At 66.1% G+C, this 24,016-nt stretch carries 24 protein-coding genes; 21 read left to right on the top strand and 3 right to left on the bottom strand.

What is annotated here, in order from left to right:
- The 4 genes from G3N96_RS15010 to G3N96_RS14995 all read left to right on the top strand — a co-directional run bounded on the left by G3N96_RS15010 (position 1) and on the right by G3N96_RS14995 (position 4,796).
- Entirely contained in the window at positions 1–2,301 is a 2,301-nt protein-coding gene (locus G3N96_RS15010; protein WP_089457583.1) for an NADP-dependent malic enzyme, read from the top strand.
- A gap of 399 nt (positions 2,302–2,700) precedes the next feature.
- Positions 2,701–3,900, top strand: coding sequence for a PLP-dependent aminotransferase family protein (locus G3N96_RS15005; protein ID WP_206137665.1), 1,200 nt, complete (start codon positions 2,701–2,703; stop codon positions 3,898–3,900).
- 12 nt (positions 3,901–3,912) lie between these two features.
- Entirely contained in the window at positions 3,913–4,104 is a 192-nt protein-coding gene (locus tag G3N96_RS15000; RefSeq protein ID WP_206137664.1) for a hypothetical protein, read from the top strand.
- Between the two features lie 95 nt (positions 4,105–4,199).
- Positions 4,200–4,796: a pyridoxamine 5'-phosphate oxidase family protein gene (locus tag G3N96_RS14995; protein WP_206137663.1), complete on the top strand. Its 597-nt coding sequence runs from the start codon at positions 4,200–4,202 to the stop codon at positions 4,794–4,796.
- 16 nt (positions 4,797–4,812) lie between these two features.
- Here the strand turns inward: G3N96_RS14995 and gcvA are convergent, their stop codons facing one another.
- On the bottom strand, positions 4,813–5,706 hold the full coding sequence (gcvA, locus tag G3N96_RS14990; protein WP_124581669.1) for a transcriptional regulator GcvA: 894 nt from the start codon (positions 5,704–5,706) through the stop codon (positions 4,813–4,815).
- Between the two features lie 134 nt (positions 5,707–5,840).
- Here gcvA and G3N96_RS14985 point away from each other — a divergent pair, with 134 nt between their 5' ends.
- On the top strand, positions 5,841–6,545 hold the full coding sequence (locus G3N96_RS14985) for an SDR family oxidoreductase (protein WP_039354670.1): 705 nt from the start codon (positions 5,841–5,843) through the stop codon (positions 6,543–6,545).
- Positions 6,546–6,749: 204 nt separating this feature from the next.
- Entirely contained in the window at positions 6,750–8,027 is a 1,278-nt protein-coding gene (locus tag G3N96_RS14980) for an epoxide hydrolase (RefSeq protein WP_206137662.1), read from the top strand.
- 95 nt (positions 8,028–8,122) lie between these two features.
- Here the strand turns inward: G3N96_RS14980 and G3N96_RS14975 are convergent, their stop codons facing one another.
- Complete coding sequence (locus tag G3N96_RS14975; protein WP_206137661.1) at positions 8,123–8,563, bottom strand: hypothetical protein; 441 nt, start codon at positions 8,561–8,563, stop codon at positions 8,123–8,125.
- A gap of 536 nt (positions 8,564–9,099) precedes the next feature.
- Here G3N96_RS14975 and fabI point away from each other — a divergent pair.
- The 11 genes from fabI (at position 9,100) to G3N96_RS14920 (ending at position 19,535) form a co-directional block, all read left to right on the top strand.
- Positions 9,100–9,864: an enoyl-ACP reductase FabI gene (gene fabI / locus G3N96_RS14970; protein ID WP_206137687.1), complete on the top strand. Its 765-nt coding sequence runs from the start codon at positions 9,100–9,102 to the stop codon at positions 9,862–9,864.
- 61 nt (positions 9,865–9,925) lie between these two features.
- On the top strand, positions 9,926–12,274 hold the full coding sequence (locus tag G3N96_RS14965; RefSeq protein WP_206137660.1) for a DUF3141 domain-containing protein: 2,349 nt from the start codon (positions 9,926–9,928) through the stop codon (positions 12,272–12,274).
- Positions 12,275–12,293: 19 nt separating this feature from the next.
- On the top strand, positions 12,294–13,232 hold the full coding sequence (locus G3N96_RS14960) for a phosphate acetyltransferase (protein WP_206137659.1): 939 nt from the start codon (positions 12,294–12,296) through the stop codon (positions 13,230–13,232).
- 4 nt (positions 13,233–13,236) lie between these two features.
- Entirely contained in the window at positions 13,237–14,415 is a 1,179-nt protein-coding gene (locus G3N96_RS14955) for an acetate/propionate family kinase (protein ID WP_206137658.1), read from the top strand.
- A gap of 28 nt (positions 14,416–14,443) precedes the next feature.
- On the top strand, positions 14,444–14,698 hold the full coding sequence (locus tag G3N96_RS14950; protein WP_089428318.1) for a hypothetical protein: 255 nt from the start codon (positions 14,444–14,446) through the stop codon (positions 14,696–14,698).
- A gap of 269 nt (positions 14,699–14,967) precedes the next feature.
- A complete protein-coding gene (locus G3N96_RS14945) occupies positions 14,968–16,011 on the top strand; it encodes an alpha/beta hydrolase (protein WP_206137657.1) in 1,044 nt (347 codons plus the stop codon).
- On the top strand, positions 16,011–16,553 hold the full coding sequence (locus tag G3N96_RS14940) for a cytochrome P460 family protein (RefSeq protein ID WP_206137656.1): 543 nt from the start codon (positions 16,011–16,013) through the stop codon (positions 16,551–16,553). Before G3N96_RS14945 ends, G3N96_RS14940 begins: the two co-directional genes overlap by 1 nt.
- Positions 16,554–16,594: 41 nt before the next feature.
- Positions 16,595–16,804 carry a hypothetical protein gene (locus tag G3N96_RS14935; RefSeq protein ID WP_206137655.1) on the top strand — a complete coding sequence of 70 codons (210 nt, stop codon included), beginning with the start codon at positions 16,595–16,597 and terminating at the stop codon, positions 16,802–16,804.
- A gap of 33 nt (positions 16,805–16,837) precedes the next feature.
- Positions 16,838–17,182 carry a DUF4148 domain-containing protein gene (locus G3N96_RS14930; RefSeq protein WP_206137654.1) on the top strand — a complete coding sequence of 115 codons (345 nt, stop codon included), beginning with the start codon at positions 16,838–16,840 and terminating at the stop codon, positions 17,180–17,182.
- 84 nt (positions 17,183–17,266) lie between these two features.
- Complete coding sequence (locus G3N96_RS14925) at positions 17,267–18,058, top strand: alpha/beta hydrolase (protein ID WP_206137653.1); 792 nt, start codon at positions 17,267–17,269, stop codon at positions 18,056–18,058.
- Between the two features lie 76 nt (positions 18,059–18,134).
- Positions 18,135–19,535, top strand: coding sequence for an amidase family protein (locus G3N96_RS14920; protein ID WP_206137652.1), 1,401 nt, complete (start codon positions 18,135–18,137; stop codon positions 19,533–19,535).
- Positions 19,536–19,597: 62 nt separating this feature from the next.
- Here the strand turns inward: G3N96_RS14920 and G3N96_RS14915 are convergent, their stop codons facing one another.
- Positions 19,598–20,782 carry a hypothetical protein gene (locus tag G3N96_RS14915; protein ID WP_206137651.1) on the bottom strand — a complete coding sequence of 395 codons (1,185 nt, stop codon included), beginning with the start codon at positions 20,780–20,782 and terminating at the stop codon, positions 19,598–19,600.
- A 366-nt stretch (positions 20,783–21,148) separates the two neighbouring features.
- On the opposite strand from G3N96_RS14915, the gene G3N96_RS14910 reads away from it, so the two are divergent.
- The 4 genes from G3N96_RS14910 to G3N96_RS14895 all read left to right on the top strand — a co-directional run bounded on the left by G3N96_RS14910 (position 21,149) and on the right by G3N96_RS14895 (position 23,887).
- Entirely contained in the window at positions 21,149–21,619 is a 471-nt protein-coding gene (locus tag G3N96_RS14910) for a rhodanese-like domain-containing protein (protein WP_124581702.1), read from the top strand.
- A 28-nt stretch (positions 21,620–21,647) separates the two neighbouring features.
- Complete coding sequence (gene epsC, locus G3N96_RS14905; protein WP_206137650.1) at positions 21,648–22,586, top strand: serine O-acetyltransferase EpsC; 939 nt, start codon at positions 21,648–21,650, stop codon at positions 22,584–22,586.
- Between the two features lie 8 nt (positions 22,587–22,594).
- Complete coding sequence (locus G3N96_RS14900) at positions 22,595–22,816, top strand: helix-turn-helix transcriptional regulator (protein WP_011356215.1); 222 nt, start codon at positions 22,595–22,597, stop codon at positions 22,814–22,816.
- A gap of 138 nt (positions 22,817–22,954) precedes the next feature.
- The gene (locus tag G3N96_RS14895) at positions 22,955–23,887 is read left to right on the top strand and encodes a family 2A encapsulin nanocompartment shell protein (RefSeq protein ID WP_006479760.1); all 933 of its coding nucleotides are present in this window, start codon (positions 22,955–22,957) and stop codon (positions 23,885–23,887) included.
- Positions 23,888–24,016 lie beyond the last annotated feature (129 nt).

Raw genomic sequence — 24,016 nt, 5'->3', positions numbered from 1 at the left:
ATGAAACAGACTGAGACACAGCAGCAGGCAGCGTTCGACTATCACGAATTTCCGACCCCGGGAAAGATCTCGGTCGTCGCCAGCAAGCCGCTCGTGACCCAGCGCGATCTCGCGCTGGCGTACACGCCGGGCGTGGCGGGCGTGTGCGAGGCCATCGCCGCCGATCCGCTGCAGGCGCACCGGTTCACGAGCCGCGGCAACCTGGTGGGCGTGATCACGAACGGCACGGCCGTGCTCGGCCTGGGCAACATCGGCCCGCTCGCGTCGAAGCCGGTCATGGAAGGCAAGGCGGTGCTGTTCAAGAAGTTCGCGGGGATCGACGTTTTCGACATCGAGATCAACGAAACCGATCCGGACAAGCTGGTCGACATCATCGCCGGCCTCGAGCCGACCTTCGGCGGCATCAACCTCGAGGACATCAAGGCGCCCGAGTGCTTCACGGTCGAGCAGAAGCTGCGCGACCGCATGAAGATCCCCGTCTTCCACGACGACCAGCACGGCACCGCCATCACCGTCTCCGCCGCGTTCATCAACGGGCTGAAGGTGGTTGGGAAGTCCATCAAGGAAGTGAAGGTCGTGACGTCGGGAGCCGGCGCCGCCGCGCTGGCCTGCCTCGACCTGCTGGTCGACCTCGGGCTGCCCGTTGAAAACGTGTGGGTGACCGACATCGAGGGCGTCGTCTATCGCGGCCGCACCACGCTGATGGACCCGGCGAAGTCGCGCTTCGCGCAGGAAACCGATGCGCGCAAGCTGGCCGACGTGATCGGCGGCGCGGACGTGTTCCTGGGCCTGTCGGTCGGCGGCATCCTGACCGCCGATATGCTGAAGGCGATGGCGCCGCGCCCGCTGATCCTCGCGCTGGCCAACCCCACGCCGGAAATCTTCCCGGAACTGGCGCATGCGACGCGCGACGACGTCGTGATCGCGACGGGCCGCTCGGATTACCCGAACCAGGTCAACAACGTCCTCTGCTTCCCGTACATCTTCCGCGGCGCGCTCGACGTCGGCGCGACGACGATCACCCGCGAAATGGAGATCGCCGCGGTTCACGCGATCGCGGGGCTGGCCGAGGAAGAGCAGAACGAAGTCGTCGCGGCGGCCTACGGCGCGTACGACGTGGCGTTCGGCGCGCAATACCTGATTCCGAAGCCGTTCGACCCGCGCCTGATCGTCCGTATCGCGCCGGCCGTGGCCAAGGCGGCGATGGACGGCGGCGTGGCGAAGCGCCCGCTGACCGATCTCGACGCGTACGTCGAGCAACTGCAGCAATTCGTCTACCACTCCGGTGCATTCATGAAGCCGCTGTTCGCGACGGCGCGCCGGCTGGTGCGCGACGGCGGCAAGGCGCGGATCGTCTTTACCGAAGGCGAGGACGAGCGCGTGCTGCGCGCGGTGCAGGTGATCGTCGACGAGAAGCTGGCGCGGCCGATCCTGGTCGGGCGTCCCGAGGTGCTGCTGGCGCGCATCGAGCGATTCGGCCTGCGGATCCGGCTCGGTCAGGATGTCGAAGTAACCAATCCGGAATATGACGAGCGTTTCCCGCAGTACTGGACGAAGTACTGGGAGCTGCGCTGCCGGGACGGCATCTCGAAGGAGATGGCACGGGTCGAGATGCGGCGCCGCCTGACGCTGATCGGCGCGATGATGGTGCGGCTCGGCGATGCGGACGGGATGATCTGCGGGACGGTGGGCGAGTATCACAACCACCTGCGGTTCGTCGACGAGGTGATCGGGAAGAAGCCGGGGGCGTCGACCTATGCGGCGATGAACATCCTGTTGCTCGACCAGCGGACGGTCGCGCTGGTGGATACGCACGTCAACGACAATCCCGACGCGGAGCAGATCGCGGAATTCACGATCGCCGCGGCGCGCCAGATGGAATGGCTGAACCTGACGCCGAAAGCGGCGTTGCTGTCGCGGTCGAACTTCGGGTCGGGGAGCGCGGCGTCGGGCGTGAAGATGCGCCGGGCGCTGGAGATCGTCCGCGAGCAGGCGCCGGACATCGAGGCAGACGGCGAGATGCATGGCGACTGCGCGCTGGATGAGGGGTTGCGGGCGAAGTTGCTGCCGATGTCGCCGCTGAAGGGCGCTGCCAACCTGCTGGTTTGTCCGAACGTCGACGCCGGTAACATCGCGTACAACCTGCTGAAGACCGAAGCGGGCAGCAATGTGGCGGTGGGGCCGTTCCTCCTGGGCGTCAACGCGCCGGTGAACATTCTGACGTCTAGCGCGACCGTGCGGCGGATCGTGAACATGGCCGCGTTGACGGTGATCGAGGCCAACCGGAATGTGGCCGATTGATTGATGTTGGCGGGGCGGCTGTGGTCGCCCCGCGCGTTCACGTATCGATACGCAGTGCGTGATGCGGCCGGCGCGGGTACGGACCAAGCGTTCGTCGTCGGCAAACCCGGCGAACGGCTGCAAGTACCGCAGGCGGCACGTTGTCGAAACAATCGCCCGGATTGAATGCCGCGCGACGGCGTGCGCGCCAAACCACGCATCACCGTCCCCATCGGCGGGCGCGCCGCCTCCCCCATGTGATGACCAAACCGCAAGACCTAGTGCATAGATATCGTTTGCCGCGGCCTTAATGACTATCGACAATCGTGGCTCGATTTCGCCGCCGTGGTGCCAGAAGCGCCGTGGTGGCCGGCATCGGGCGGCTATCCCGGCCGTCCCCGCCATCCAGCTCACGACGACATGTACGCGTTCACTCCCTCATTCCAGAATCCCGCCGGCTCGCCGATCCGCGAACTGTTCAAGTACCTGTCCGAACCGGGCATGATTTCCTTCGCGGGCGGCTATCCGGCCAGCGACCTGTTCGACGTCGACGGCCTGAACGCGGCCGCCGAGCGCGCGTATGCGCAGCCCGTGCGCTGCCTGCAATACGGCCCGACCGACGGGCTCGCCGAACTGAAGCAGCAATTGATCGCGCTGATGGGGCGGCGCGGCGTGACGTGCACGGCGGCCGAACTGCTCGTCACGACCGGTTCGCAGCAGGGCCTCGACCTGCTGCTGCGCGTGATGGTGTCGCCCGGCGACGTCGTGCTGACCGAGCAGCCGGCTTACCCGGCGACGCTGCAGGCGATGCGTCTGCAGCAGGCGCGCATCGTGACGATTCCGGTCGACGGCGCGGGCCTCGATGTCGATCGTCTCGGCGAACAGCTCGCGTCCGGCGCGATCGCGCAGCCGAAGCTGCTCTACACGGTCCCGACCTTCGCGAACCCGACGGGCGCGACCCTCACGCGCGAGCGCCGGCTGAAGCTGCTGCGCCTTGCGGTGCAATACCGTTTCCTGATCATCGAGGACGATCCGTACGGCGACCTGCGTTTCGCGGGCGAAGCCGTGCCGTCGATGCTGGCACTCGCCGATGAAGTGGACGGCGCGCGCGACTGGATCGTGCATTTCGCGAGCCTGTCGAAGATCGTCGCGCCCGGGCTGCGCGTGGGCTGGACGATCGCGCCGGCCGAGATCGCGCGGCGCTGCGTGATCGCGAAGCAGACGGTCGACCTGTGCAGCACGCCGTGGACCCAGGCGGCGGCCGCCGAGTATCTGGCCGACGGTGCGCTCGAACGCCATCTGCCGCGCATCACGGCCGCGTACCAGCGCAAATGCGACGCGATGTGCGACGCGTTGCGCGACGGCCTCGGCGATGCGATCGAATTCCATCGTCCCGAAGGCGGGATGTTCGTGTGGGCGCGGATCGGCGCGGTGTCGTCGGACGTGCTGCTGCAACAGGCGATCACGAACAAGGTCGTGTTCGTGCCGGGCAAGGCGTTCTTCGCGGACAACGTCGACGCGGCCTCGCTGCGCCTGTCGTTCGCCGCGCCGGACGTCGATGCGATCCGGGAAGGCGTGGCGCGTCTCGTGCGTGCATATGGTGCGGCGCTCGCCGCGTGAGGAGACATCAACGTGAACATCACCGTCAACGACACCGTATCGATGAGCATCGCGCCGGGCGCGGGCGATGACCGGCCGGTTGCACACCGGTCGTCGCAGATCAGCGCGGGGCCGCAGTATGTGGCCGACGTGCTCGGCCGCTTCGGCGCGGAGCCGGCGGCCGACCTCGGCGACGCGGCACCGGTCGTACTCGGCTACAACTGAGCCGCCCGGCGACGGCCGGCGCGCCACACGCGTGCCGTCGCCGCTGCAAACGGTTAAGCTGGCGCGATCGCAACCTGCACGATCGCCGCTTCGTCATGCCTGACTCCACTTCCGAATCGCTCGCGCAAACCTACGAGCGCCTGTGGTCCTGCCTCGAATCCGGCGTGAGCGCGCAACGCTCGCCGTTCACGATGCTGCAGGCCGCGACGCTCGGCGTCGACGGCGCGCCGAAGGTGCGCACGATCGTGTTGCGTCAGGTGAGCCGCGCCGATCGCGTGCTGTCGTTTCATACCGATGCGCGTTCGGAGAAGGTCGCGGAGCTGCGCCGCGATCCGCGCATCGCGCTCGTCGCCAGCGATCTCGATGCGCTCGTGCAGATTCGCGTGGAAGGTGCGGCATCGATCTGCGACGACGAAGCGCAGCGGCGCGCGATCTGGCAAGCGAGCCGTCCGCATACGCTGCTGCTGTATCGCGCACCGTTGCCGCCGGGTACGCCGGTCGCGTCGCCGGAAGCCGCGCATGTCCCGGCGAGCCAGGGTGCCGCATCAACCGATGACGGCTACGACAATTTCTGCCTGCTCCACGTGACCGTGACGCGTATCGACTGGCTCGAACTCGCGCGCACCGGCCATCGTCGCGCGGTATTCGACCTGCACGAACGCGGCTACGACGGCCGCTGGGTCGCGCCCTGACGCGGCCGACGCCCGCTCAAGGGCGCCTGTCCGACACCACCTGCGCGGCCATCCACTCGCGCATCACGACGATCGCATCGTCGTCGCGCCGCTCGGCCGGATACACGAGATAGAACCCCACCGACAGCGGAAACGCGAAATCGAACGGCTTGCACAGCCGGCCCGCGGCGATGTCGCGCTCGACCAGCGGATCGGTGGCGAGCGCGATGCCCTGGCCGGCGACGGCCGCATCGATCGCGAGCGACGTCTGGTTGAAGCGCAGCCCCTTGTGCGGATCGAGGTCGACGGGTTCCGGCATCGCGGCGAGGAACTCGGGCCACAGGTCGTGCGCGTCGTGCAGCAGCACGTGGCCCGCGAGCGCGCGCGGCGACGCGGGCGCGGCCAGCAGCGCGGGGCTGCAGACCGCGCACACGTCGAGCGGGAACAGCGCATGCGTGGCGAGATGCTTGCCGAACGGCGGCTTGCCGTAGCGGATCGCGAGATCGACGCCGTCGTGGCGGAACGTCGCCATTTGCGAATCGGCGATCACGCGCACGTCGTAGTCGGGATGCGCTTCGGTGAACTGCGCGAGCCGCGGAATCAGCCATTTCGACGCGAACGACGGCGTCGTGCTGATCGTCAGCGCGGCGCGCCGCTTCACGAGCTTGTCGGTCGCATCGGCGATCGCGTGCAGCGCGCGCTGCACGTCGGAGAAATACGCGGCGCCGTCGTGCGTCAGCGCGAGGCCGCGCGGCAGGCGTTCGAACAGCTTCAGGCCGAGCACGTCCTCGAGATGGCGCACCTGCTGCGCGACGGCGCCCTGCGTGACGCCGATCTCGTCGGCGGCGGCGCGGAAATTGAGGTGCCGCGCGGACACTTCGAATGCGCGAAGCGCGTTCAGCGGCGGCAGGCGGGAAGGGCGAGGCGGCATCGTCAGGCTGTAGGAAAACTATCGGCTGGAGGCAGAATTACTGGTTCGACAGTCGTGATGGATGCGCCTACATTACCACCATGGCGCGCCGAACGGCGGCAGCGCGGCGGCAGGATTCGAACGAGGAGCATATCGTGACTGTAGAAAAAGTAGCGTTGATCACGGCGGCAGGCAAGGGCATGGGCGCGGCGATCGCGCGTGAGCTGGCGGCGACGGGCTATCGCGTCGCGCTGATGTCGCCGTCGGGCAGCGCGGTGGCGCTCGGCGAGGAACTGGGCGGGTTCGGCATCCAGGGCTCGGTGACGGAAGAAGCCGACATCGACCGGCTCGTGCAGGAAACGGTCGCGCGCTACGGCCGCATCGATGCGGTCGTGAACAACACCGGGCACCCGCCGAAGGGCGAGCTGCTGGCGATCACCGACGACAACTGGCATGCGGGGCTCGACCTGATCCTGCTGAACGTGGTGCGCGTGATGCGCCGCGTGACGCCGATCTTCCAGAAGCAGGGCGGCGGCGCGGTGGTCAACATCTCGAGTTTCGCGGCGGATGCGCCCGAGCAGCCGATGCCGGTTTCGTCGGCGCTGCGCGCGGCGCTGAGCGCGTGGACGCGGCTTTACGCGGAACGCTACGCGGCCGAGAACATCCGGATGAATGCGGTGCTGCCGGGCTTCATCGACAGCTGGCCGGAAACGCCGGAGATCGTCGCGCGCATTCCGGCGGGCCGCTTCGGCAAGACCGGCGAGATCGCGAAGACGGTCGCGTTCCTGCTGTCGGACGGCGCAGGCTATATCACCGGACAGAACATTCGCGTCGACGGCGCGATCGTGAAGGCGCTCTGAGCGGCGCGCGGGCGAGCGGCCGTAGAAGCCCGGCCGCTCGCCGCGCAGCCGCTACGAACGCGTACAAATCAGACAAATACCTGATACATCAGACCTTTCAAATGGGCGACGCCGCGTGACGCGGGCGCGCCGGATTGAAAGCGAAGGCGCTCTTCCCGCGCGCGGCATGTTCACTTTCCACTTCACGAAAGGAGATGCCGAACGATGTCGTCCACACCGTTTTCCCCGATGCGTCGCCACCTGCTGGCCACCTCCGTGGCCGCCGGGGTCTCGGCGATGCTGCCCACCGCGCTGCATGCGGCGACCGGCGCGACCGGCATACGCCCGTTCACCGCGCACATTCCCGATGACGCCGTGGCCGACCTGCGCCGCCGCATTGCCGCGACGCGCTGGCCGGGTCGCGAGACCGTTGCCGACGAATCGCAAGGCGTGCGGCTCGCCCGCATGCAGGCATTGCTGCGTTACTGGGGCACCGACTACGACTGGCGCAAGGGCGAGGCGCGCCTGAACGGCTTTCCGATGTTCATCACGGAAATCGACGGGCTCGACATTCATTTCATTCACGTGCGCTCGCGGCACGAGAACGCGATGCCGATGATCATGACGCACGGCTGGCCGGGCTCGATCTTCGAGTTGCTGAAGGCGATCGGCCCGCTGACCGATCCGACCGCGCACGGCGCGAGCGCGGACGATGCGTTTCACGTCGTCGTGCCGTCGTTGCCGGGCTTCGGCTTCTCGGACCGGCCGACGCAGACCGGCTGGGGTTCCGACCACATCGCGCGCGCATGGGGCGAGCTGATGGCGCGGCTGGGCTATACGCGCTTCGTGTCGCAGGGCGGCGATTGCGGGTCGGTGATCTCGCACCGGATGGCGATGCAGCGCGTGCAGGGCCTGGCCGGGATTCACGTGAACATGCCGGCGACGGTGCCGCCGGATATCGCGACGCTGCTCGCGACCGATGCGCCCGCGCCGGCTTCGCTGTCGCCGAAGGAGAAGGCCGCGTACGAGAAGCTCGCGACGTTCTATCGCGACAACTGCGGCTACTCGGCGATGATGGTCACGCGGCCACAGACGGTCGGCTATGCGCTCGCCGATTCGCCTGCGGGGCAGGCGGCGTGGATGGTCGACAAGATCTCGCAGTGGACGTACAGCGGCGGCGTGCCCGAACGCTCGATTCCTCGCGACGAGATTCTCGACGACATTTCGTTGTACTGGCTGACGAACACCGCGACGTCCGCCGCGCAGATCTACTGGGAGGATCACTCGAACAACTTCAACGCGGTGGATATCTCGCTGCCGGCCGCGATCACGGTGTTTCCGGGCGAGATCTACCAGGCGCCGCGCAGCTGGGCCGAGCGCAGTTATCACAACCTGATCTACTTCAACGAAGTCGACAAGGGCGGGCATTTCGCGGCATGGGAGGAGCCGGAACTGTTTGCGCGCGAAGTGCGCGCCGGGTTCCGGCCGTTGCGGCGCGCGTAAGCGGAGCTGCCTGCGATTCGATGTGTCGTGCCGACAGGCTGTGACGATGGTGCGCCGAACAAGTCAATCGGCGCACCATCGAAGCCTGGGTCAGGTCACTTCCTGAACGAATCCTGCGGGACCGGAACCGGGCTCCAGATCTCCGCATCCGACGCGTTGGCCGTGAAGGTCCAGATGTACGTGCCCTTCGTCACGTTTCTCCATTGGAGGTCGAAGACCAGTTGCGAATTGCTCACGTTTTCGATGTAGCCCGATTGCGCGTCGTCCGATTGCGGATCGAATTGCCATTGCTGAGAGGCCGACGCGTTGTTTTTCTTGTAGGTGTTCAGGGTAAGGTATTGCTCGGCGGATACCGTTCCGCAGTCGATGGCGAGCGTGGGGTCGCTGTGCAGCGTGATTCCGCCATCCGGTTGGAAGTCCCACTCGGTATACAGGTTGTCCGCACTGGTGGGAAGGAGCACCAACCGGTTGCCTTTGACGCGATCGGTGACGCCGATGAGCCAGCTGTTGTCGGCCGAGTAATAAATTTTTGCCATTTTTTCCTCTGAGCGGTAATTGGATCAGTCGATAAATGAACGTTTCTTTCCCGACAGCAGCCTCACGTGGAAATCATCCTTGCACACGACCCTCGATGTATCGGCATATATTCGACGAAAAATCGTCGGTGCTTGATTGGCAAGGTTTAATGATGGGCTTCTGCCTGGGACAAACATTAGGCCCGCCACATCGCTGAATCAATTACATGCGATTACACGAAGGGTCGCTACCGTGTCGGGGACGGGGCGGCCTGAAATGCCGGCCCGATGAATCGCACACGATTGAATGACATATCGATGAAATCGATCCTTCCGGATCGAAACATTCCATCGTAATTATCTGATTTGAAAGCGATTTTGATAAAAATCAAAGATATATCGCGTGAATGATCTGGTGGTTTGAAACCCTCAATACAATGATTCGCGGCACAAAGGCAATTCGGCCCTTTCGCAGTTTCGTTCGATGAAAAAATACGATCCGAGGTTTCGCGATGACGAATAACGACGTGCGCGAGTCGCGCCCGCCCGGCAACGGCATGCGGCCGCTCGAAGGCAAAAGGGGCATCGTCGTCGGCTTGGCGAACGAGCAGAGCATCGCCTGGGGATGTGCGCGCGCCTTTCACGCAGCGGGGGCCGAGCTGGCCGTGACCTGGCAATCCGAGCGCGCGTTGCCGTACGTCGAGCCGCTGCTGGAGCAACTGAGGCCGGCGATCGCGATGCCGCTCGATGTGGGCCGGACCGACCAGATGCGCGACGTGTTCGACACGATCGGCGAGCAGTGGGGCCGCCTCGATTTTCTGCTGCATGCCGTCGCCTATGCACCGAGGGCCGACCTGCACGGGCGGGTCGTCGACAGTTCGCCGGAAGGGTTCGCACTCGCGATGGATACCTCCTGCCACTCGTTCATCAGGATGGCGAAACTTGCCGAGCCGTTGATGACGTCCGGCGGCAGCCTGCTGGCGATGACCTATATCGGCGCCGACCAGGTCATCGCCGAATACGGCGTGATGGGGCCGGTCAAGGCGGCGCTGGAGGCTACCGTTCGCTATCTGGCCGTCGAATTGGGGCCGGCAGGCATCCGCGTGCATGCGGTGTCGCCCGGTGCGTTGCCCACGCGGGCGGCCTCCGGGTTGCCGAACTTCGATCACCTGCTCGACGACACCGCACGGCGTGCGCCATTGCGCCGGCCGTTCGACATCGACGACGTCGGCGCGCTGTGCACCTTTCTCGCCAGCGATGCCGCACGCGCGATGACCGGCGGCGTTCACTACATCGACGCGGGAATGCACGTGCTCGGCTGACGCGAGACGGCCGCTCCCGGAATGCGTCGGGATTCACCTTGCCCCTCTGGAGAACAGTGTTATGGATGCTGCCACGCAACTGGCGCGCAGTCACGAGATCGCCGCGGAGATTGTCCATGTCCTGCAAAAGCGCACGCAGCACGCGCTGGAACAGTACGGGAAGCGGTTGAGCGAAGCATTCGACGGCAGCGACAGCCCCGGCCACGACCCGGGCGCCGCCCCGTTCGCCGCACCGCTCTCGCCGTTGAGCGCATGGCATTACGCGGTCGACGCCGTCCAGCGCGCGCTGCTGTTCTGGGACACGCTGCGCGAGCGCGGCACGCAATACGTCGAGCGCACGGCCCAGGGGCTCAAGCCGGTGCTGCATTTCGACTACGACGTGGTGCTCGACGGCCGGCAGTTCGAGCGCCCCGTCAATTACGCACTCGTTCACATCCGGCCGCCGGAAGGGGTGATCGTCGACGCCGCCAAGCGGCCCTACCTGATCATCGATCCGCGCGCGGGGCATGGCCCCGGTATCGGCGGCTTCAAGGACGATTCGCAGGTCGGCGTGGCGTTGCGCGCGGGACATCCGGTGTATTTCGTCGTGTTTTTCCAGGAGCCCGAGCCCGGCCAGACGCTGCTCGACGTGTGCGCGGCGGAACAGGCGTTCGTCCGGAAGGTGCGCGAGCGGCATCCGAACAGCCTCAAGCCGGCCATCGTCGGCAACTGCCAGGGCGGCTGGGCCGCGATGATGCTCGCGAGCTCGTCGGCGGGCGATACGGGCCCGATCGTCATCAACGGCGCGCCGATGTCGTACTGGAGCGGCGCGTGGAGCGACGGGCCCGGCGACAATCCGATGCGCTATGCCGGCGGCCTGCTCGGCGGCACCTGGCTCGCGTCGTTCGCGTCGGATCTCGGCAACGGCAAGTTCGACGGCGCGTATCTCGTGCAGAACTTCGAGAACCTGAACCCGGCGAACACGTGGTGGGACAAGTATTACCACGTGTACGACCACATCGACACCGAGCCGCCGCGCTTCCTCGAGTTCGAGCGCTGGTGGGGCGGCTACTACCTGATGAACCGCGAGGAGATCGAATGGATCACGCGCAACCTGTTCATCGGCAACAAGCTCTGGTCCGGCGAGGTGCGGGACGGGGCGGGCAAGGCGTTCGACCTGCGCGAGATCCGTTCGCCGATCATCCTGTTCGCGTCGATGGGCGACAACATCACGCCGCCGCAGCAGGCGTTCAACTGGGTCGCGGACATTTACGGCAGCACGGAGGAGATCAAGTCGCGTGGGCAGGTGATCATCGGCTTGATGGAAGAGGATGTCGGGCATCTGGGCATCTTCGTGTCGGGCAAGGTCGCGAAGAAGGAGCACGCCCAGATCGTCAGCGTGCTGGATGCCGTCGAGACGCTGCCGCCCGGCCTCTATGTGATGTCGATCGAGGAAGTGAAAGGCGCCGACGGGAAGGTCGCTTACGAGGTCACGTTCGCCGAGCACCGTCTCGAAGAGATCGCGCAACACTTCAACCGCTTCGGGCGCAAGGACGAGCATGCGTTCGAGGCGGTCGCCGAGCTGTCCGAATTCACGCAGCGCGCCTATGAACTGTTCATGCAGCCGTTCGTGCAGCAGGCCTCGAACGAAACCACGGCGCGCCTGCTGCGCGATTTTCATCCGCTGCGCTTTCAGCGCTGGGCGTTTTCGGATCTGAACCCGTGGCTTGGCTGGCTGAAGCCGGCTGCCGACACGGTCAACGCGCATCGCCAGCCGGCCGACGATATCGAACCGTGGCGCAAGCTCGAGCGTCGCGGTTCGGACGTCGTCAGCGCATCGCTCGATTTTTTCCGCGCGATGCGCGATGCCGGCACCGAGTCGCTGTTCTTCACGCTGTACACGCAGCCCTTCATGCTTCATTTCGCGGAACAGTATCGCGACCATCATGCCGCGTCGTCGGTGGCGACGGACCCTCGCGACCTGCCGTTCGTGAAGGACGCGCTCGCGTCGATCGATCGGGGCGGCTACACCGAAGCGGTGGCGCGTGCAGCCTTTCTGCTCGAACGCAGCGGCGAGCCGTTTCCGCTGGCGCAGCTGGCGACCGAGCGCGAACTCGCCGAAACCTACGCCGAGTATCTGCCGGACCTGCCGCCCGACCAGTGGCGGCGCATCTATGGCGAGCAGGAAATCATCGCGACCTACGCGCCGCAGCAGGCCGTTGCCACGCTGCCGGCGCTGCTGGTCCGGCCGGAGGATCGCCGGCGGCTGCTGACGTTGCTGGACAAGTTGCTGGGCGATCCGCGCGTGCAGAGCGCGTCGGTGAGCGAGCAGCAGTGGGCGGCCCTGCAACGCATCCGCGCGGTGCTGGGCGCGTCGCCCGCGAAGCGGCCGGCCAAGGAGCCGGTAGCGGCCCTCGATCGTGTGCAGTGACGGACAGCCAGGAACCGCGATGGAAAACAGACACGAGAAATATCTCCGCCTCATCGAACACTGCCGGACGCTGGCGCCGATGCCGACGGCCGTCGCGCACCCATGCGATCGAAGTTCGCTCGAGGGGGCGCTGGAGGCGGCGCGCAAGGGGCTGATCGAGCCGATCCTGGTCGGCCCGCGGGCCCGTATCGAAGCGACCGTCGCGGCGTGCGGGCTGTCGATCAGCGATCACGAGATCGTCGATGCGCCGTACAGCGAGGCGTCGGCAGCGGCGGCGGTGCGGCTCGTTCGCGACGGGCGGGCGGCTGCGCTGATGAAGGGCAGCCTGCATACCGACGAGCTCATGGCCGAAGTGGTGCGTCACGATGCCGGATTGCGCACCGGCCGGCGTATCAGCCATTGCTTCGTGATGGACGTGCCCGCGCATGCCGATCCGCTGATCGTGACCGACGCGGCGATCAATATCGCACCGACGCTCGAAGAAAAGGTCGACATCCTGCAGAACGCGATCGACCTTGCGCATGCGCTGGACTTTCCGCAGGTGCGCGTGGCGATCCTGTCGGCGATGGAGACGGTCAACCCGAAAGTGCCGTCGACGCTCGAAGCCGCCGCGCTGTGCAAGATGGTGGACCGGCGGCAGATCACCGGCGCGCTCGTCGACGGCCCGCTTGCGCTCGACAACGCGATCGATCCCGAGGCCGCGCGCATCAAGCAGATCGATTCACCGGTGGCCGGGCACGCGAACGTGCTGATGGTGCCCAACCTCGAAGCAGGCAACATGCTCGCCAAGAGCCTGTCGTTCCTGGCCGGCGCGGATGCCGCGGGGATCGTGCTCGGCGCGCGCGTGCCGATCATCCTGACGAGTCGCGCCGATTCGTTGATCACCCGGCTGGCTTCATGCGCGGTCGCGATGCTCGTCGCGAATGGGCAGCGTGAAGCGGCCACGCACGCGGGGTGATGCCATGGCAGACGTGATTCTGGTGTTGAACGCCGGCTCGTCGAGCATCAAGTTTTCCGCGTTCGACGTGCAGGGCGACACGCTCGGGCTGATCGTGCACGGCCAGGTCGAGGGTCTTTACACGGCCGCCGCGCACTTCAGCGCCGTCGACCATCACGGGGAACATCACGAACAGCAATGGGCCGGCGGCGAGACGTTCGGCCATCACGAAGGGCTCGAGCAGATCGCCGCGTTCCTGGAGGCTCACCAGGAAGGGCACCGTCTCGCGGCGGTGGGCCATCGTGTCGTGCATGGCGGACAGCGCTTCAGCGGCCCGGTGCGCGTCACGCCCGAGATCGTGGCCGAGCTGGACAAGCTCACGCCGCTCGCGCCGTTGCATCAACCGCACAACCTGACGCCGATTCGCATCCTCGAAACGGTGCAGCCCGGCATCGAGCAGGTGGCCTGCTTCGACACGGCATTCCACCGCACGCAGCCCGCGGTCACCCAGGCGTTCGCGCTGCCCGAGTCGATCACCAGCCGGGGCGTGCGCCGCTACGGCTTCCACGGGCTCTCGTACGAGTACATCGCGAGCGTGCTGCCCGACGTCGCGCCACAGGCGGCGCGCGGGCGAACGGTCGTCGCCCACCTCGGCAACGGCGCGAGCATGTGCGCGCTCGTTGCAGGGAAGAGCGTCGCGAGCACGATGGGATTCACCGCCGTCGACGGGCTGCCGATGGGCACGCGCTGCGGCAACCTGGACCCGGGCGTCGTGCTCTTCCTGATGGACGAACTCGGGATGGACGTGCGCGCCGTCGAGGATCTGATTTATCGGCGCTCCGGGTTGCTCGGCGTGTCCGGTATCTCGAGCGACATGCGCACGCTGCTCGCGAGCGACGATCCGCATGCGCGCTTCGCGATCGAGCTCTACATCACCCGCATCGCGCGCGAACTCGGATCGCTCGCCGCCGCGATGGAAGGCATCGACGCGATCGTCTTCACGGCGGGGATCGGCGAGCACGCGGCGGCGATTCGCGAAGGGGTGATGCGCCGTGCGGCCTGGCTCGGCGTCGAGATCGACGTCGACGCGAACCAGGCCGGCGGGCCGCTGCTCACGACGGCGTCGAGCCGCGTGTCGGCGTGGGTGATCCCGACCAACGAAGAACTGATGATCGCGCACCATACGCGCCGGCTGATCCGGTGACGGCGGTCGAATCAAGCAAGGAGCCGTCATGGCCGAACTGTTGCTGGTCAATGTCGAAGAGCACGCACGCGACGACGAGGTCGGCGCGTTCCTGACCCGGTATGGATTCCCGCTGTTCGATTCGATCGAGCGGGTGCCGGCCGGGATCGGTAACCCGATCGCGCTGCTCAGGTTCAGTACGCTGTCGTCGGTGGCGCTCTACACGCTGCGCGCGCGGATCGATCACCTGTCGTGGCGGGGACGGTCGATACGTGCGCATATCCTGCCGGATCGGAAGGTGTGAACGGATTCTCATGTCAGCGTGGTTGAAGGGGGAATGCGGGCCGATTCCGCTGCAAACATGCCTCTCCAGCACGATTTTTGAATCGCCGTGTGTCGTGTTCACGCACAGATACGTTGGGATACAAAGCCTCTGGATGGATCGGATATAAATCCGGTGAAGCGATTCACACGGCGGCGCAGTGCCAGCGCCGCCGCCGCGAACGCCGATTCCCGAGTGCCCGCACGAGCCGTGGGCCCCCAACCTTCGCGATCGACAATGGAGAACGAGTCATGCCTGAAACCGTGAACACCCGCCGCCGCCTGATCCTCGGTACGACGCTGGCAAGTCTGAGCCTCGCCGACCTCGGCTTCAGCGCCCTTGCGCATGCGCAGTCGGCGCCCGATGCGGCGCCCGCCAAGCGCACGGCCGGCGTCGCGTCGCTGGGCACGATTCACCAGATCGACGCGGGTGTGCTCAACGTCGGGTATGCGGACCTCGGGCCGAAGCACGGCCCCGTCGTGTTTCTGCTGCACGGCTGGCCGTACGACATCTACAGCTACGCGGAAGTCGCGCCGCTGCTCGTCGCGGCCGGCTATCGCGTGATCGTGCCGTACCTGCGCGGCTACGGGTCGACGACGTTCCGTTCGGCCGACACGGTGCGCAACGGCCAGCAGGCCGTGACGGCCGTCGACATCGTCGCGCTGATGGATGCACTCAAGATCGACCGCGCGGTGTTCGGCGGCTATGACTGGGGCGCGCGTACCGCCGACATCATTGCGGCACTGTGGCCGCAGCGCGTGAAGGCGCTGGTGTCGGTGAGCGGCTACCTGATCGGCAGCCAGGCGGCGAACGCCACGCCGCTGCCGCCGCAGGCCGAGTTCCAGTGGTGGTATCAGTTCTATTTCTCGACCGAGCGCGGCGAACTCGGCTACACGCAGAACCGCGATGCGTTCAACAAGCTGATCTGGCAACTCGTGTCGCCGAAATGGCAGTTCTCCGACGAAACCTATGCGCGCACGGCCGCGTCGTTTCGGAATCCCGATCACGTTGCCGTCGTGATTCACAACTATCGCTGGCGCCTCGGGCTCGCGAAGGGCGAAGCGCAGTACGACGACATCGAGCGCCGCCTCGCGGCCGGGCCGGCGATCACCGTGCCGACGATCACGATGGAAGGCGACGCGAACGGCGCGCCGCATCCGGCGCCGGCCGCGTACGCGAAGAAGTTCACCGGCAAGTACCAGCACCGCACGATCACCGGCGGCATCGGCCACAACCTGCCGCAGGAAGCACCGCAGGCGTTCGCCGATGCGATCCTGCAAGTGGAGCACCTGTGATGCGGGCGCGCGTGGGCGTGGTGCGCCGCGGCATGCGACGCACGGTCGTCGCGGGCGTGCTGCTGGCCGGCGCGTGGTCGGCCAGCGGTCCGGCCGCATTCGCGGAGCAGCCGAAACCGGCCGCCGCCGCCTCGCCGATCTATGGCGTGACGATCCCGCCCGGCTACCGGAAGTGGGAAATGGTCGCGCCGGCCGAGGAAGCCGCGCCGCTCGATGAACTCCGTGTGGTGCTCGGCAACCCCGTCGCGATCCGTGCGCTCGAACAGGCGACGCTGCCGTTCCCGGACGGCACGATCCTCGTGAAGCTCGCGTACAAGCGCAAGCAGTCAGACGAGTTCGCGCCGGCCACGGTGCCGGGCCAGGCGACGACCGTGCAGGTGATGGTGAAGGACTCGCGCCGCTATGCGTCGACGGGCGGCTGGGGTTTCGGACGCTTCATCAATGGCGTACCGGCCGATATCGGCCAGCATCAGACGTGCTTTGCGTGCCACCAGGCGCGTGTGAAGAACCACGACTACGTGTTCACGCGGCTTGCGCCGTGACGTGCGTGGTGTGATGGGTTCGACGGAAAGGCGTGCCATGCGTGGCACGCCTTTTTTTCATGGTGGGCGGGCTTGGGGACAGCGAACGATGCGGCAGCCCGGTTTGTATCGCACTGTATCTGCGGCCGTTCCTGAAAAACTGGCATGCAGAAAGCCCCGGTTTCGGAAACATCGCAGATACGTGCGCGGGTTCTACTGTCGACATGCAGGAAACGTTCGATGCCAGACGATCGGGATCGGATGCCGAATGATCGACTGACCTACCTCTCTCAAGGAGAACCCTCATGAAAGCCGCTCGAATCCTCGCCGTTGCCGTCCTCGCTGCTATCCCCGCCCTGTCGTTCGCCGATACCGGCCACGGCCTCACGCGCGCCGACGTGCGCGCCGACCTCGTCCGCCTGGAGAAGGCCGGCTACCGCCCGGCCGGCAGCGAAGCGAACTACCCGAACGATATCGCGGCCGCGGAGAACGCCGTCGCCGCGCAGCAGGTCGCGCGTTCCGACCAGAACGGCCCGTCGAAGTCGCAAGGCGACAATGTGGCCGATGCGTCGACGCCGGCCGGCCATCACGACGCGTCCCAGTCGCGCTCCGCACGGAATGCCGCCGACGACCTGTACGCGCATTCGTGATGGGCTGCCGCGCTTGCCTCAGGCGGGCGCGGCCACCCCTGCAGCACCACATGTGACAAACACAACAGAGCAAGGAGCATGACGATGGCCGGTTCGATGAAACGCGTTCTGGTATCCGCCGCGGTGATCGGCGGACTGTTCGGTGCGGTGGCCGCACAGGCCGCGCCGAAGGAAGATCTGAAGGGCACGAACGTCGTGCTCGTGCACGGCGCGTTTGCCGACGGGTCGAGCTGGAACCGCGTGATTCCGCTGCTCGAGGCGCGCGGGCTGCACGTGGTGTCGGTGCAGAATCCGCTGAGCTCGCTCGCCGACGATGCCGCCGCGACGAAGCGCACGGTCGACGCGCAGAAGGGGCCGGTCGTACTGGTCGGCCATTCGTGGGCCGGCGTCGTGATCAGCGAGGCGGGCAACGACGACAAGGTGAAGTCGCTCGTGTACGTCGCCGCGTTCGCGCCCGACAATGGCCAGTCGATCGCCGACGTCACGCAGGGGCTGCCGGCGCCTGCGTGGGCCGGTGAGCTGCGCAAGGACGCGGGCGGTTTCGCGACGCTGTCGGACCAGGCGATCGCACAGGATTTCGCCCCCGACCTGCCGCCCGCGCAGCAGCGCATCGTTGCGGCGACGCAGGGGCCGTGGTATGGCGGTTGTATCTCGGAGAAGGTGACGCAGGCCGCGTGGCATGCGAAGCCGTCGACGTTCGTCGTCGCGACGCAGGACAAGATGATCGATCCGACGCTGCAGGAAGCGATGGCGAAGCGGATCGGTGCGACGGTCACGCGCGTGAACGGCAGCCATGTGTCGATGCTGAGCCAGCCGAAGGCCGTGGCCGACGCGATCATCGCGGCCGCCGAACGCGCGAAGCAGGATACGCAGTGAGTGAACGCGGCGCCGCACTTTCGTGAGGAAGCGCGGCGCCACGCGTGAGTGTGATGTCCTTCCACCAGGAGAAGTCATGACGGAACTCTGGCAACTGCCCGCAACCGAACTCGCGAAGCGCGTGCGGCATCGTGACGTGTCCGCGCGAGAAGTGGCCGATGCGGTGCTCGACCGTCTCGAGGCGGTGAATCCGGCGATCAACGCGGTGATCGAACACCGGCCCGACGATGTCCGGCGGCAAGCCGACGAAGTCGATCGCGCGATCGCGCGCGGCGACGATCCGGGGCCGCTCGCGGGCGTGCCCGTCACCGTGAAGATCAACGTCGACCAGGCGGAATTCGCGACGACCAACGGCACGCGCCTGCAGGAGAACCTGATCGCGCACGCCGACAGCCCGGTGGTCGGCAACATCCGAAAGGCCGGTGGAATCCTGCTCGGCCGCACCAATTCGCCGACGTTCGCGTTGCGCTGGTTCACGTCGAATCTCGTGCATGGCCACACGCGCAATCCGCGCAATCCGTCACTGACGCCGGGCGGATCGAGCGGTGGCGCGGCGGCAGCCGTGGCCGCCGGGATCGGCCCGCTTGCCGTCGGCACCGACATCGGCGGCTCGGTGCGTTACCCGGCCTACGCATGTGGCGTGCATGGCATTCGTCCGTCGCTCGGTCGCGTGCCGGCGTTCAATGCATCGTCGCCCGAGCGGGCGATCGGCGCGCAGCTGATGTCGACGGCGGGGCCGATTGCACGCACGATCGACGATCTCTCGCTCGCGTTGCGTGCGTTCGCCGCACCGGACCCGCGCGATCCGTGGCACGTGGCGGTGCCGTTCGACGGGCGCGAGGTGCCGAAGCGCGCGGCGCTGTGCGTGCGGCCGGGTGGCTTGCAGGTGGTACCCGAGGTCGAGGCCGCATTGCGCGATGCCGCGCGGCGATTGATCGATGCCGGCTGGACCGTCGACGAGATCGACGACACACCGCCGATGCGCGAGGCGGCACTGTTGCAGGAGCAACTCTGGCTCGGCGACGGCTTCGACGCGTTGACGGGCGCGGTCGTGAATGACGGCGATCCTGGCGCGGCTGCCGTGGTCGAGGCGGTGCGCGGCAAGGTGCGCGACCTGCCGGCCGACGTGATCAGCCGCGCGCTCGTCCGGCGCACGACGCTGACGCGGCAGTGGCGGCTGTTTCTCGACGAATATGCGGTCGTGTTGCTGCCGGTGTCGTCGGAGTTGCCGTTCCCGGACGATCTCGATCGGCAAGGGCAGGACGGGTTCGATCGCGTGTGGGAAGCGCAGCTCACGTTGCGCGCGCTGCCGGCGATGGGGCTGCCGGGGTTGGTCGTGACCACGGCGCTCGTGAATGGCGTGCCGGTCGGCGTGCAGGTGGTTGCCGCGCATCATCGCGAGGATCTGTGCCTGTTCGCGGGGCGCGATATCGAAGCGCGCGGCGTGCCGATTGAGCCAGTTGATCCGCTGTCATGATGCGACCGCGCTGCCAATTCGCGGGGTATCGCCGCGTATTCGGCAGCGCATTCGGCAGAGATTCAGGGCGATTGCTTCAGCCGGATTGGCCGGATGTCGTCCTTCTTGAGCATTACGCAGTTTCGCCCGGCGTCGAGCGCCTTGTTTCTGGATTTCTTGAGATCGTCCGGATCGCTTGAGAATCGTTCCTCGAGAGCGTCGGTGACCCCTGGTATGAATTCATCCGCGCACAACAGGCGGATGTCACCGAACGCGTAGCGGACGTACGCGCGGATGATCGGCAGACCGGACGGTGTGACCGGAATTCCTACCCGTTCGAGGCTGGCGCGCGCATCCTTGTTGAGCAATTCGAAACTCTGAAGCGTCGTGTTGTAGACGCCAGTCTTTTCCAGTGCACGGGTGCCGATGCCGGTCGAGAGCGACGTCAGGGACCAAGTGACGAGCACATAAAGCACGAATGCGATGCCGACAGCAACGTACTTGATGGCCGTGGTCGCCGGCTTGCTGCGCGCTGCCATACCGATCGCCATCAGACCTGGAAGGAAGCCCACGAGCGTTAGGGGAAGCAGTATGGTGAGTGCCGAATAGGCCTTCGCGTTTGTGCTCATATCGCCGGCGAACGATTCAATGGTCAAGAATCCAGCGCTGCTCGAAACTGCGGCGATGGTAATGAACAAGGACAACCCGGCGGCTTTACCCAACGTCCGCAACTTTCCATTCGCCATCGATGCTTTCTCGATGCGCCACCCGAGAAGCGTTGCCACGACGCAGAACGTGAAGGTACCCAGTAGAAGAAACCCGATCGACAAATTGTCGGTCAAGGTCGACGCGATGATGACCAGTGTCATCCAGGCGAGAACGGACGCCAGTATGACGATCGACGTACTCCTGGAGAGTATGCGTACATCCTTGTTTATGACCAAAAGAAACAGCAGGAAGATCGATGGCGTACACAGAACAAACAGCAGCGCGGAAACCAGAAGAAGCGTTCCGATGAGCAATGCGAGTAGTCCTGACGTGGACGAGATCGAATCGAGAAATAACGTGTGCCAGCCGATCCTATCGAGGTAAATCCACAGCGTGAGTCCGGGGAGAACGAGCAGCAGGAGAGAAAATTTGGCGATCAGTTCGACGGCGTCCTTGCCGTAGTCGAGAAGCTTCTTGAAGCGTTCCAGGTAGACGGTCCATGGAATCGCGGATGGTGACGTACTCATTTTGGCCCTTTGGTTTTTTATCGGAATACGCATTCTAGGGTGTCGTGCAGTGGTTATCGATATTGCGCGTTGGCAGTCCGCGCAATTTTGCACAGCTCGTTTGAATGTTTCCTGGTTGGCAACGTGACGCATGGAATATCTCCAATCGTTGCGTCTGAGATGAACCCGCCCTAATCGCTTCGCTCTCCCCGACACGCCTCCATGCGCTGCCCCGGCGCTGATCATGCGCATCTGCCATTGCATTCCCCGTGCCGCTGATTAGGAAATGAATTTTTATTGGTTCAGCTTGCCCGGCCGCAATCGCATAGTGGCGCTGACGGCTATAGACAGCACGCAAGCTGCAACGGCCGCATTCCCGGTGTCTTTGATCATACGAATCAACGAAAACAAGGAAGTGTCATGACGGTTGCATTGGAAGAACGAACCGCTGCGCAGCAGGCGCTCGAAGACGCGCGCGCGGCGGCTACGGCGGCCGGCACGCCCTATGCGGGCGGCGTCGCGCCGGAAGCGGCATGGGCGCTGTTCTCCGCCGGCGATGCATTGCTGGTGGACGTACGCACTGCCGAGGAACGGAAATTCGTCGGCCACGTGCCGGAATCGCTGCATGTGCCGTGGGCGACGGGCACGAGCCTGACACGCAACCCGCGCTTCGTGCGCGAACTGGAAGCGAAGACCGGCAAGGAGGCCGTCGTGCTGTTGCTGTGCCGCAGCGGCAACCGCTCGGCGCAGGCGGCCGAGGCGGCGACGAAGGGCGGCTTTACGCAGGTATTCAACGTGCTCGAAGGGTTCGAGGGCGACCTCGACGAGCGGCAGCATCGTGGCGGCAGCAATGGCTGGCGTTTCCGCGGGCTGCCGTGGGCGCAGGACTGATTCACGGCCGTTACGGGGAGAACGCAGCATGGCCGCATTCGACATCGACGACATCGTTCAATCGCTGCAGACCGTGCGCCGCGCATGGCGCGAGAAGCAGCGGCGCTCGCTGGAACCGGGCGGGCGCGATCTGCCGGCGCGGGAGGCGCTCGCGCAGATCATCGGCGCGCTGAAAGGCGTGCTGTTCCCGATGCGGCTCGGACCACCCGACCTGCGCCAGGAGAGCGAGAACTTCCACGTGGCCCACGCGCTCGACGCCGCGCTGAATGCGCTGCTCGCGCAGGTGAAGCTGGAATTGCGCTACGCGGCGCGACAGCGCAATGCCGACGGGCCGACCGATAACGTCGATGACGTGGCGTCGACGGCCGTGCAGGCCTTCGCCGCGCGCTTGCCCGAGATTCGCCGGCTGCTCGACAGCGACGTGCTGGCCGCGTTCCATGGCGATCCGGCGGCCGGCAGCGTCGACGAGGTGCTGCTGTGCTACCCGGGCATCCTCGCGATGATCCATCACCGGCTCGCGCACGAGCTGTACGGGCTCGGCCTGCCGCTGCTCGCGCGGATCATCGCCGAGCAGGCGCACGCGGAAACGGGCATCGACATTCATCCGGGCGCGCGCATCGGCGCGGGCTTCTTCATCGACCACGGCACGGGTGTCGTGATCGGCGAGACGGCGATCATCGGCGAGCGCGTGCGCGTGTACCAGGCCGTCACGCTCGGCGCGAAGCGCTTTCCGCGCGACGCGGCGGGCCATCTGGAGAAGGGGCTCGCCCGCCATCCGATCGTCGAGGACGACGTGGTGATCTATGCGGGCGCAACGATCCTCGGCCGCGTGACGATCGGGCGCGGCGCGGTGATCGGCGGCAACGTATGGCTCACGCAGGACGTGTCGCCCGGCGAAAACGTCACGCAGGCCGTGCTGCGCAGTGAAGCGAACGCCGCGCCGCGCGCGGCGGCGCGCGTCGCCTAGGAGGCGCGATGAGCGACCTCATCCATCACTTCGGCGCCAACGTGCGCAAGCTGCGCGAGGCGCGCACGTGGTCGCAGGAGCAACTGGCCGAGCATGCGGGGCTGAACCGCTCGTATGTCGGCGAGATCGAGCGCGGCGAGGCGATCGCGTCGATCGTCACCGCCGACAAGATCGCGCGCGCGTTCGACGTGTCGATCTCGACGCTGCTGCCGGGTGCGTACGTCACCTGAGGCTGCCTCGTTTCATTTCCCTTTCGGTTGCACGCGACCTGACGGCTATAGCATGTTGAGCCGGCAGGTGCGTGCTTCCGATAATCACCGAGCGTCATAAGCAATCCCGTTTTTCATCTAAAGAACCCGGAGCCACACATGTCGACCGTTGCAAGCGGCACGGCCGCGCTGAGCGATCACGCCGCCCGCCAACTAGCGAACGCTACCAAGACCGTCCCCCAGCTTTCCACGATCACGCCGCGCTGGCTGACCCACCTGCTGCAATGGGTGCCGGTCGAGGCCGGCATCTACCGGCTGAACCAGGTGAAGAACCCGGAAGCCGTGCGCGCCGCGTGCACGCAACTCGAGGACGAAAGCGTGCTGCCGCAGACCTTCGTGCCGTACGAGGAACAGCCGCGCGAGTATTTCCTGAACGCGGTGAGCACGGTGCTCGACGTGCATACGCGGATCTCCGATCTTTACAGCAGTCCTCACGACCAGATCAAGGAACAGCTGCGCCTGACGATCGAGACGATCAAGGAGCTGCAGGAAAGCCAGCTGATCAACAACCCCGACTACGGCCTGCTGGCCAACGTGACCGACGAGCAGCGGATCTTCCCGCTGACGGGCGCGCCGACGCCGGACGATCTCGACGAGCTCCTGACCAAGGTGTGGAAGGAGCCCGCGTTCTTCCTCACGCACCCGCTGGCGATCGCCGCATTCGGCCGCGAATGCACGCGGCGCGGCGTGCCGCCGCCGACGGTCAGCCTGTTCGGTTCGCAGTTCCTCACGTGGCGCGGCATTCCGCTGATTCCGTCGGACAAGGTGCCGGTCGCGGACGGCAAGACCAAGATCCTGCTGCTGCGCGTCGGCGACAAGCGCCAGGGTGTGGTCGGCCTGTATCAGCCGGGCGTCGCGGGCGAGCAGGGCCCGGGCCTGTCGGTGCGCTTCATGGGGATCAACAACCAGGCGATCGCGTCGTACCTGATCTCGCTGTATTGCTCGCTCGCGGTCCATTCGCCGGATGCGCTGGCTGTCCTCGATGACGTCGAAATCGCCAAGTTCCATGACTATCCCGACACCTACCGTTAATCCCGGCCTGGCCGGCGGCGATGCGCACGCGCTGCCGCATGCGCCGCTGCCGGCCGGCTTGCCCGACCCCGCGACGCTCGCGCGGCTCGCGTCCGAGTTCTTCGCGACGCCGCCCGGGCAGGCTACCGC

The sequence above is a fragment of the Burkholderia sp. Se-20373 genome (assembly GCF_017104705.1).
In the GTDB taxonomy this organism is placed as follows: domain Bacteria; phylum Pseudomonadota; class Gammaproteobacteria; order Burkholderiales; family Burkholderiaceae; genus Burkholderia.
The sequence above is the reverse complement of the archived record's forward strand: the minus strand, read 5'-3'. Positions and strand labels throughout refer to the sequence as shown.

Coding starts and splice junctions, on each gene's coding strand:
- fabI (WP_206137687.1), top strand. CDS start 9,100: ATGCGGCCGCTCGAAGGCAAAAGGGGCATCGTCGTCGGCTTGGCGAAC.
- G3N96_RS14940 (WP_206137656.1), top strand. CDS start 16,011: ATGCGGGCGCGCGTGGGCGTGGTGCGCCGCGGCATGCGACGCACGGTC.
- G3N96_RS14920 (WP_206137652.1), top strand. CDS start 18,135: ATGACGGAACTCTGGCAACTGCCCGCAACCGAACTCGCGAAGCGCGTG.
- G3N96_RS14930 (WP_206137654.1), top strand. CDS start 16,838: ATGAAAGCCGCTCGAATCCTCGCCGTTGCCGTCCTCGCTGCTATCCCC.
- G3N96_RS15010 (WP_089457583.1), top strand. CDS start 1: ATGAAACAGACTGAGACACAGCAGCAGGCAGCGTTCGACTATCACGAA.
- G3N96_RS14915 (WP_206137651.1), bottom strand. CDS start 20,782: ATGCGTATTCCGATAAAAAACCAAAGGGCCAAAATGAGTACGTCACCA.
- G3N96_RS14895 (WP_006479760.1), top strand. CDS start 22,955: ATGTCGACCGTTGCAAGCGGCACGGCCGCGCTGAGCGATCACGCCGCC.
- G3N96_RS14900 (WP_011356215.1), top strand. CDS start 22,595: ATGAGCGACCTCATCCATCACTTCGGCGCCAACGTGCGCAAGCTGCGC.
- G3N96_RS14960 (WP_206137659.1), top strand. CDS start 12,294: ATGGAAAACAGACACGAGAAATATCTCCGCCTCATCGAACACTGCCGG.
- G3N96_RS15005 (WP_206137665.1), top strand. CDS start 2,701: ATGTACGCGTTCACTCCCTCATTCCAGAATCCCGCCGGCTCGCCGATC.
- G3N96_RS14975 (WP_206137661.1), bottom strand. CDS start 8,563: ATGGCAAAAATTTATTACTCGGCCGACAACAGCTGGCTCATCGGCGTC.
- G3N96_RS14950 (WP_089428318.1), top strand. CDS start 14,444: ATGGCCGAACTGTTGCTGGTCAATGTCGAAGAGCACGCACGCGACGAC.
- G3N96_RS14980 (WP_206137662.1), top strand. CDS start 6,750: ATGTCGTCCACACCGTTTTCCCCGATGCGTCGCCACCTGCTGGCCACC.
- G3N96_RS14925 (WP_206137653.1), top strand. CDS start 17,267: ATGGCCGGTTCGATGAAACGCGTTCTGGTATCCGCCGCGGTGATCGGC.
- gcvA (WP_124581669.1), bottom strand. CDS start 5,706: ATGCCGCCTCGCCCTTCCCGCCTGCCGCCGCTGAACGCGCTTCGCGCA.
- G3N96_RS14965 (WP_206137660.1), top strand. CDS start 9,926: ATGGATGCTGCCACGCAACTGGCGCGCAGTCACGAGATCGCCGCGGAG.
- epsC (WP_206137650.1), top strand. CDS start 21,648: ATGGCCGCATTCGACATCGACGACATCGTTCAATCGCTGCAGACCGTG.
- G3N96_RS14910 (WP_124581702.1), top strand. CDS start 21,149: ATGACGGTTGCATTGGAAGAACGAACCGCTGCGCAGCAGGCGCTCGAA.
- G3N96_RS14995 (WP_206137663.1), top strand. CDS start 4,200: ATGCCTGACTCCACTTCCGAATCGCTCGCGCAAACCTACGAGCGCCTG.
- G3N96_RS14945 (WP_206137657.1), top strand. CDS start 14,968: ATGCCTGAAACCGTGAACACCCGCCGCCGCCTGATCCTCGGTACGACG.
- G3N96_RS14955 (WP_206137658.1), top strand. CDS start 13,237: ATGGCAGACGTGATTCTGGTGTTGAACGCCGGCTCGTCGAGCATCAAG.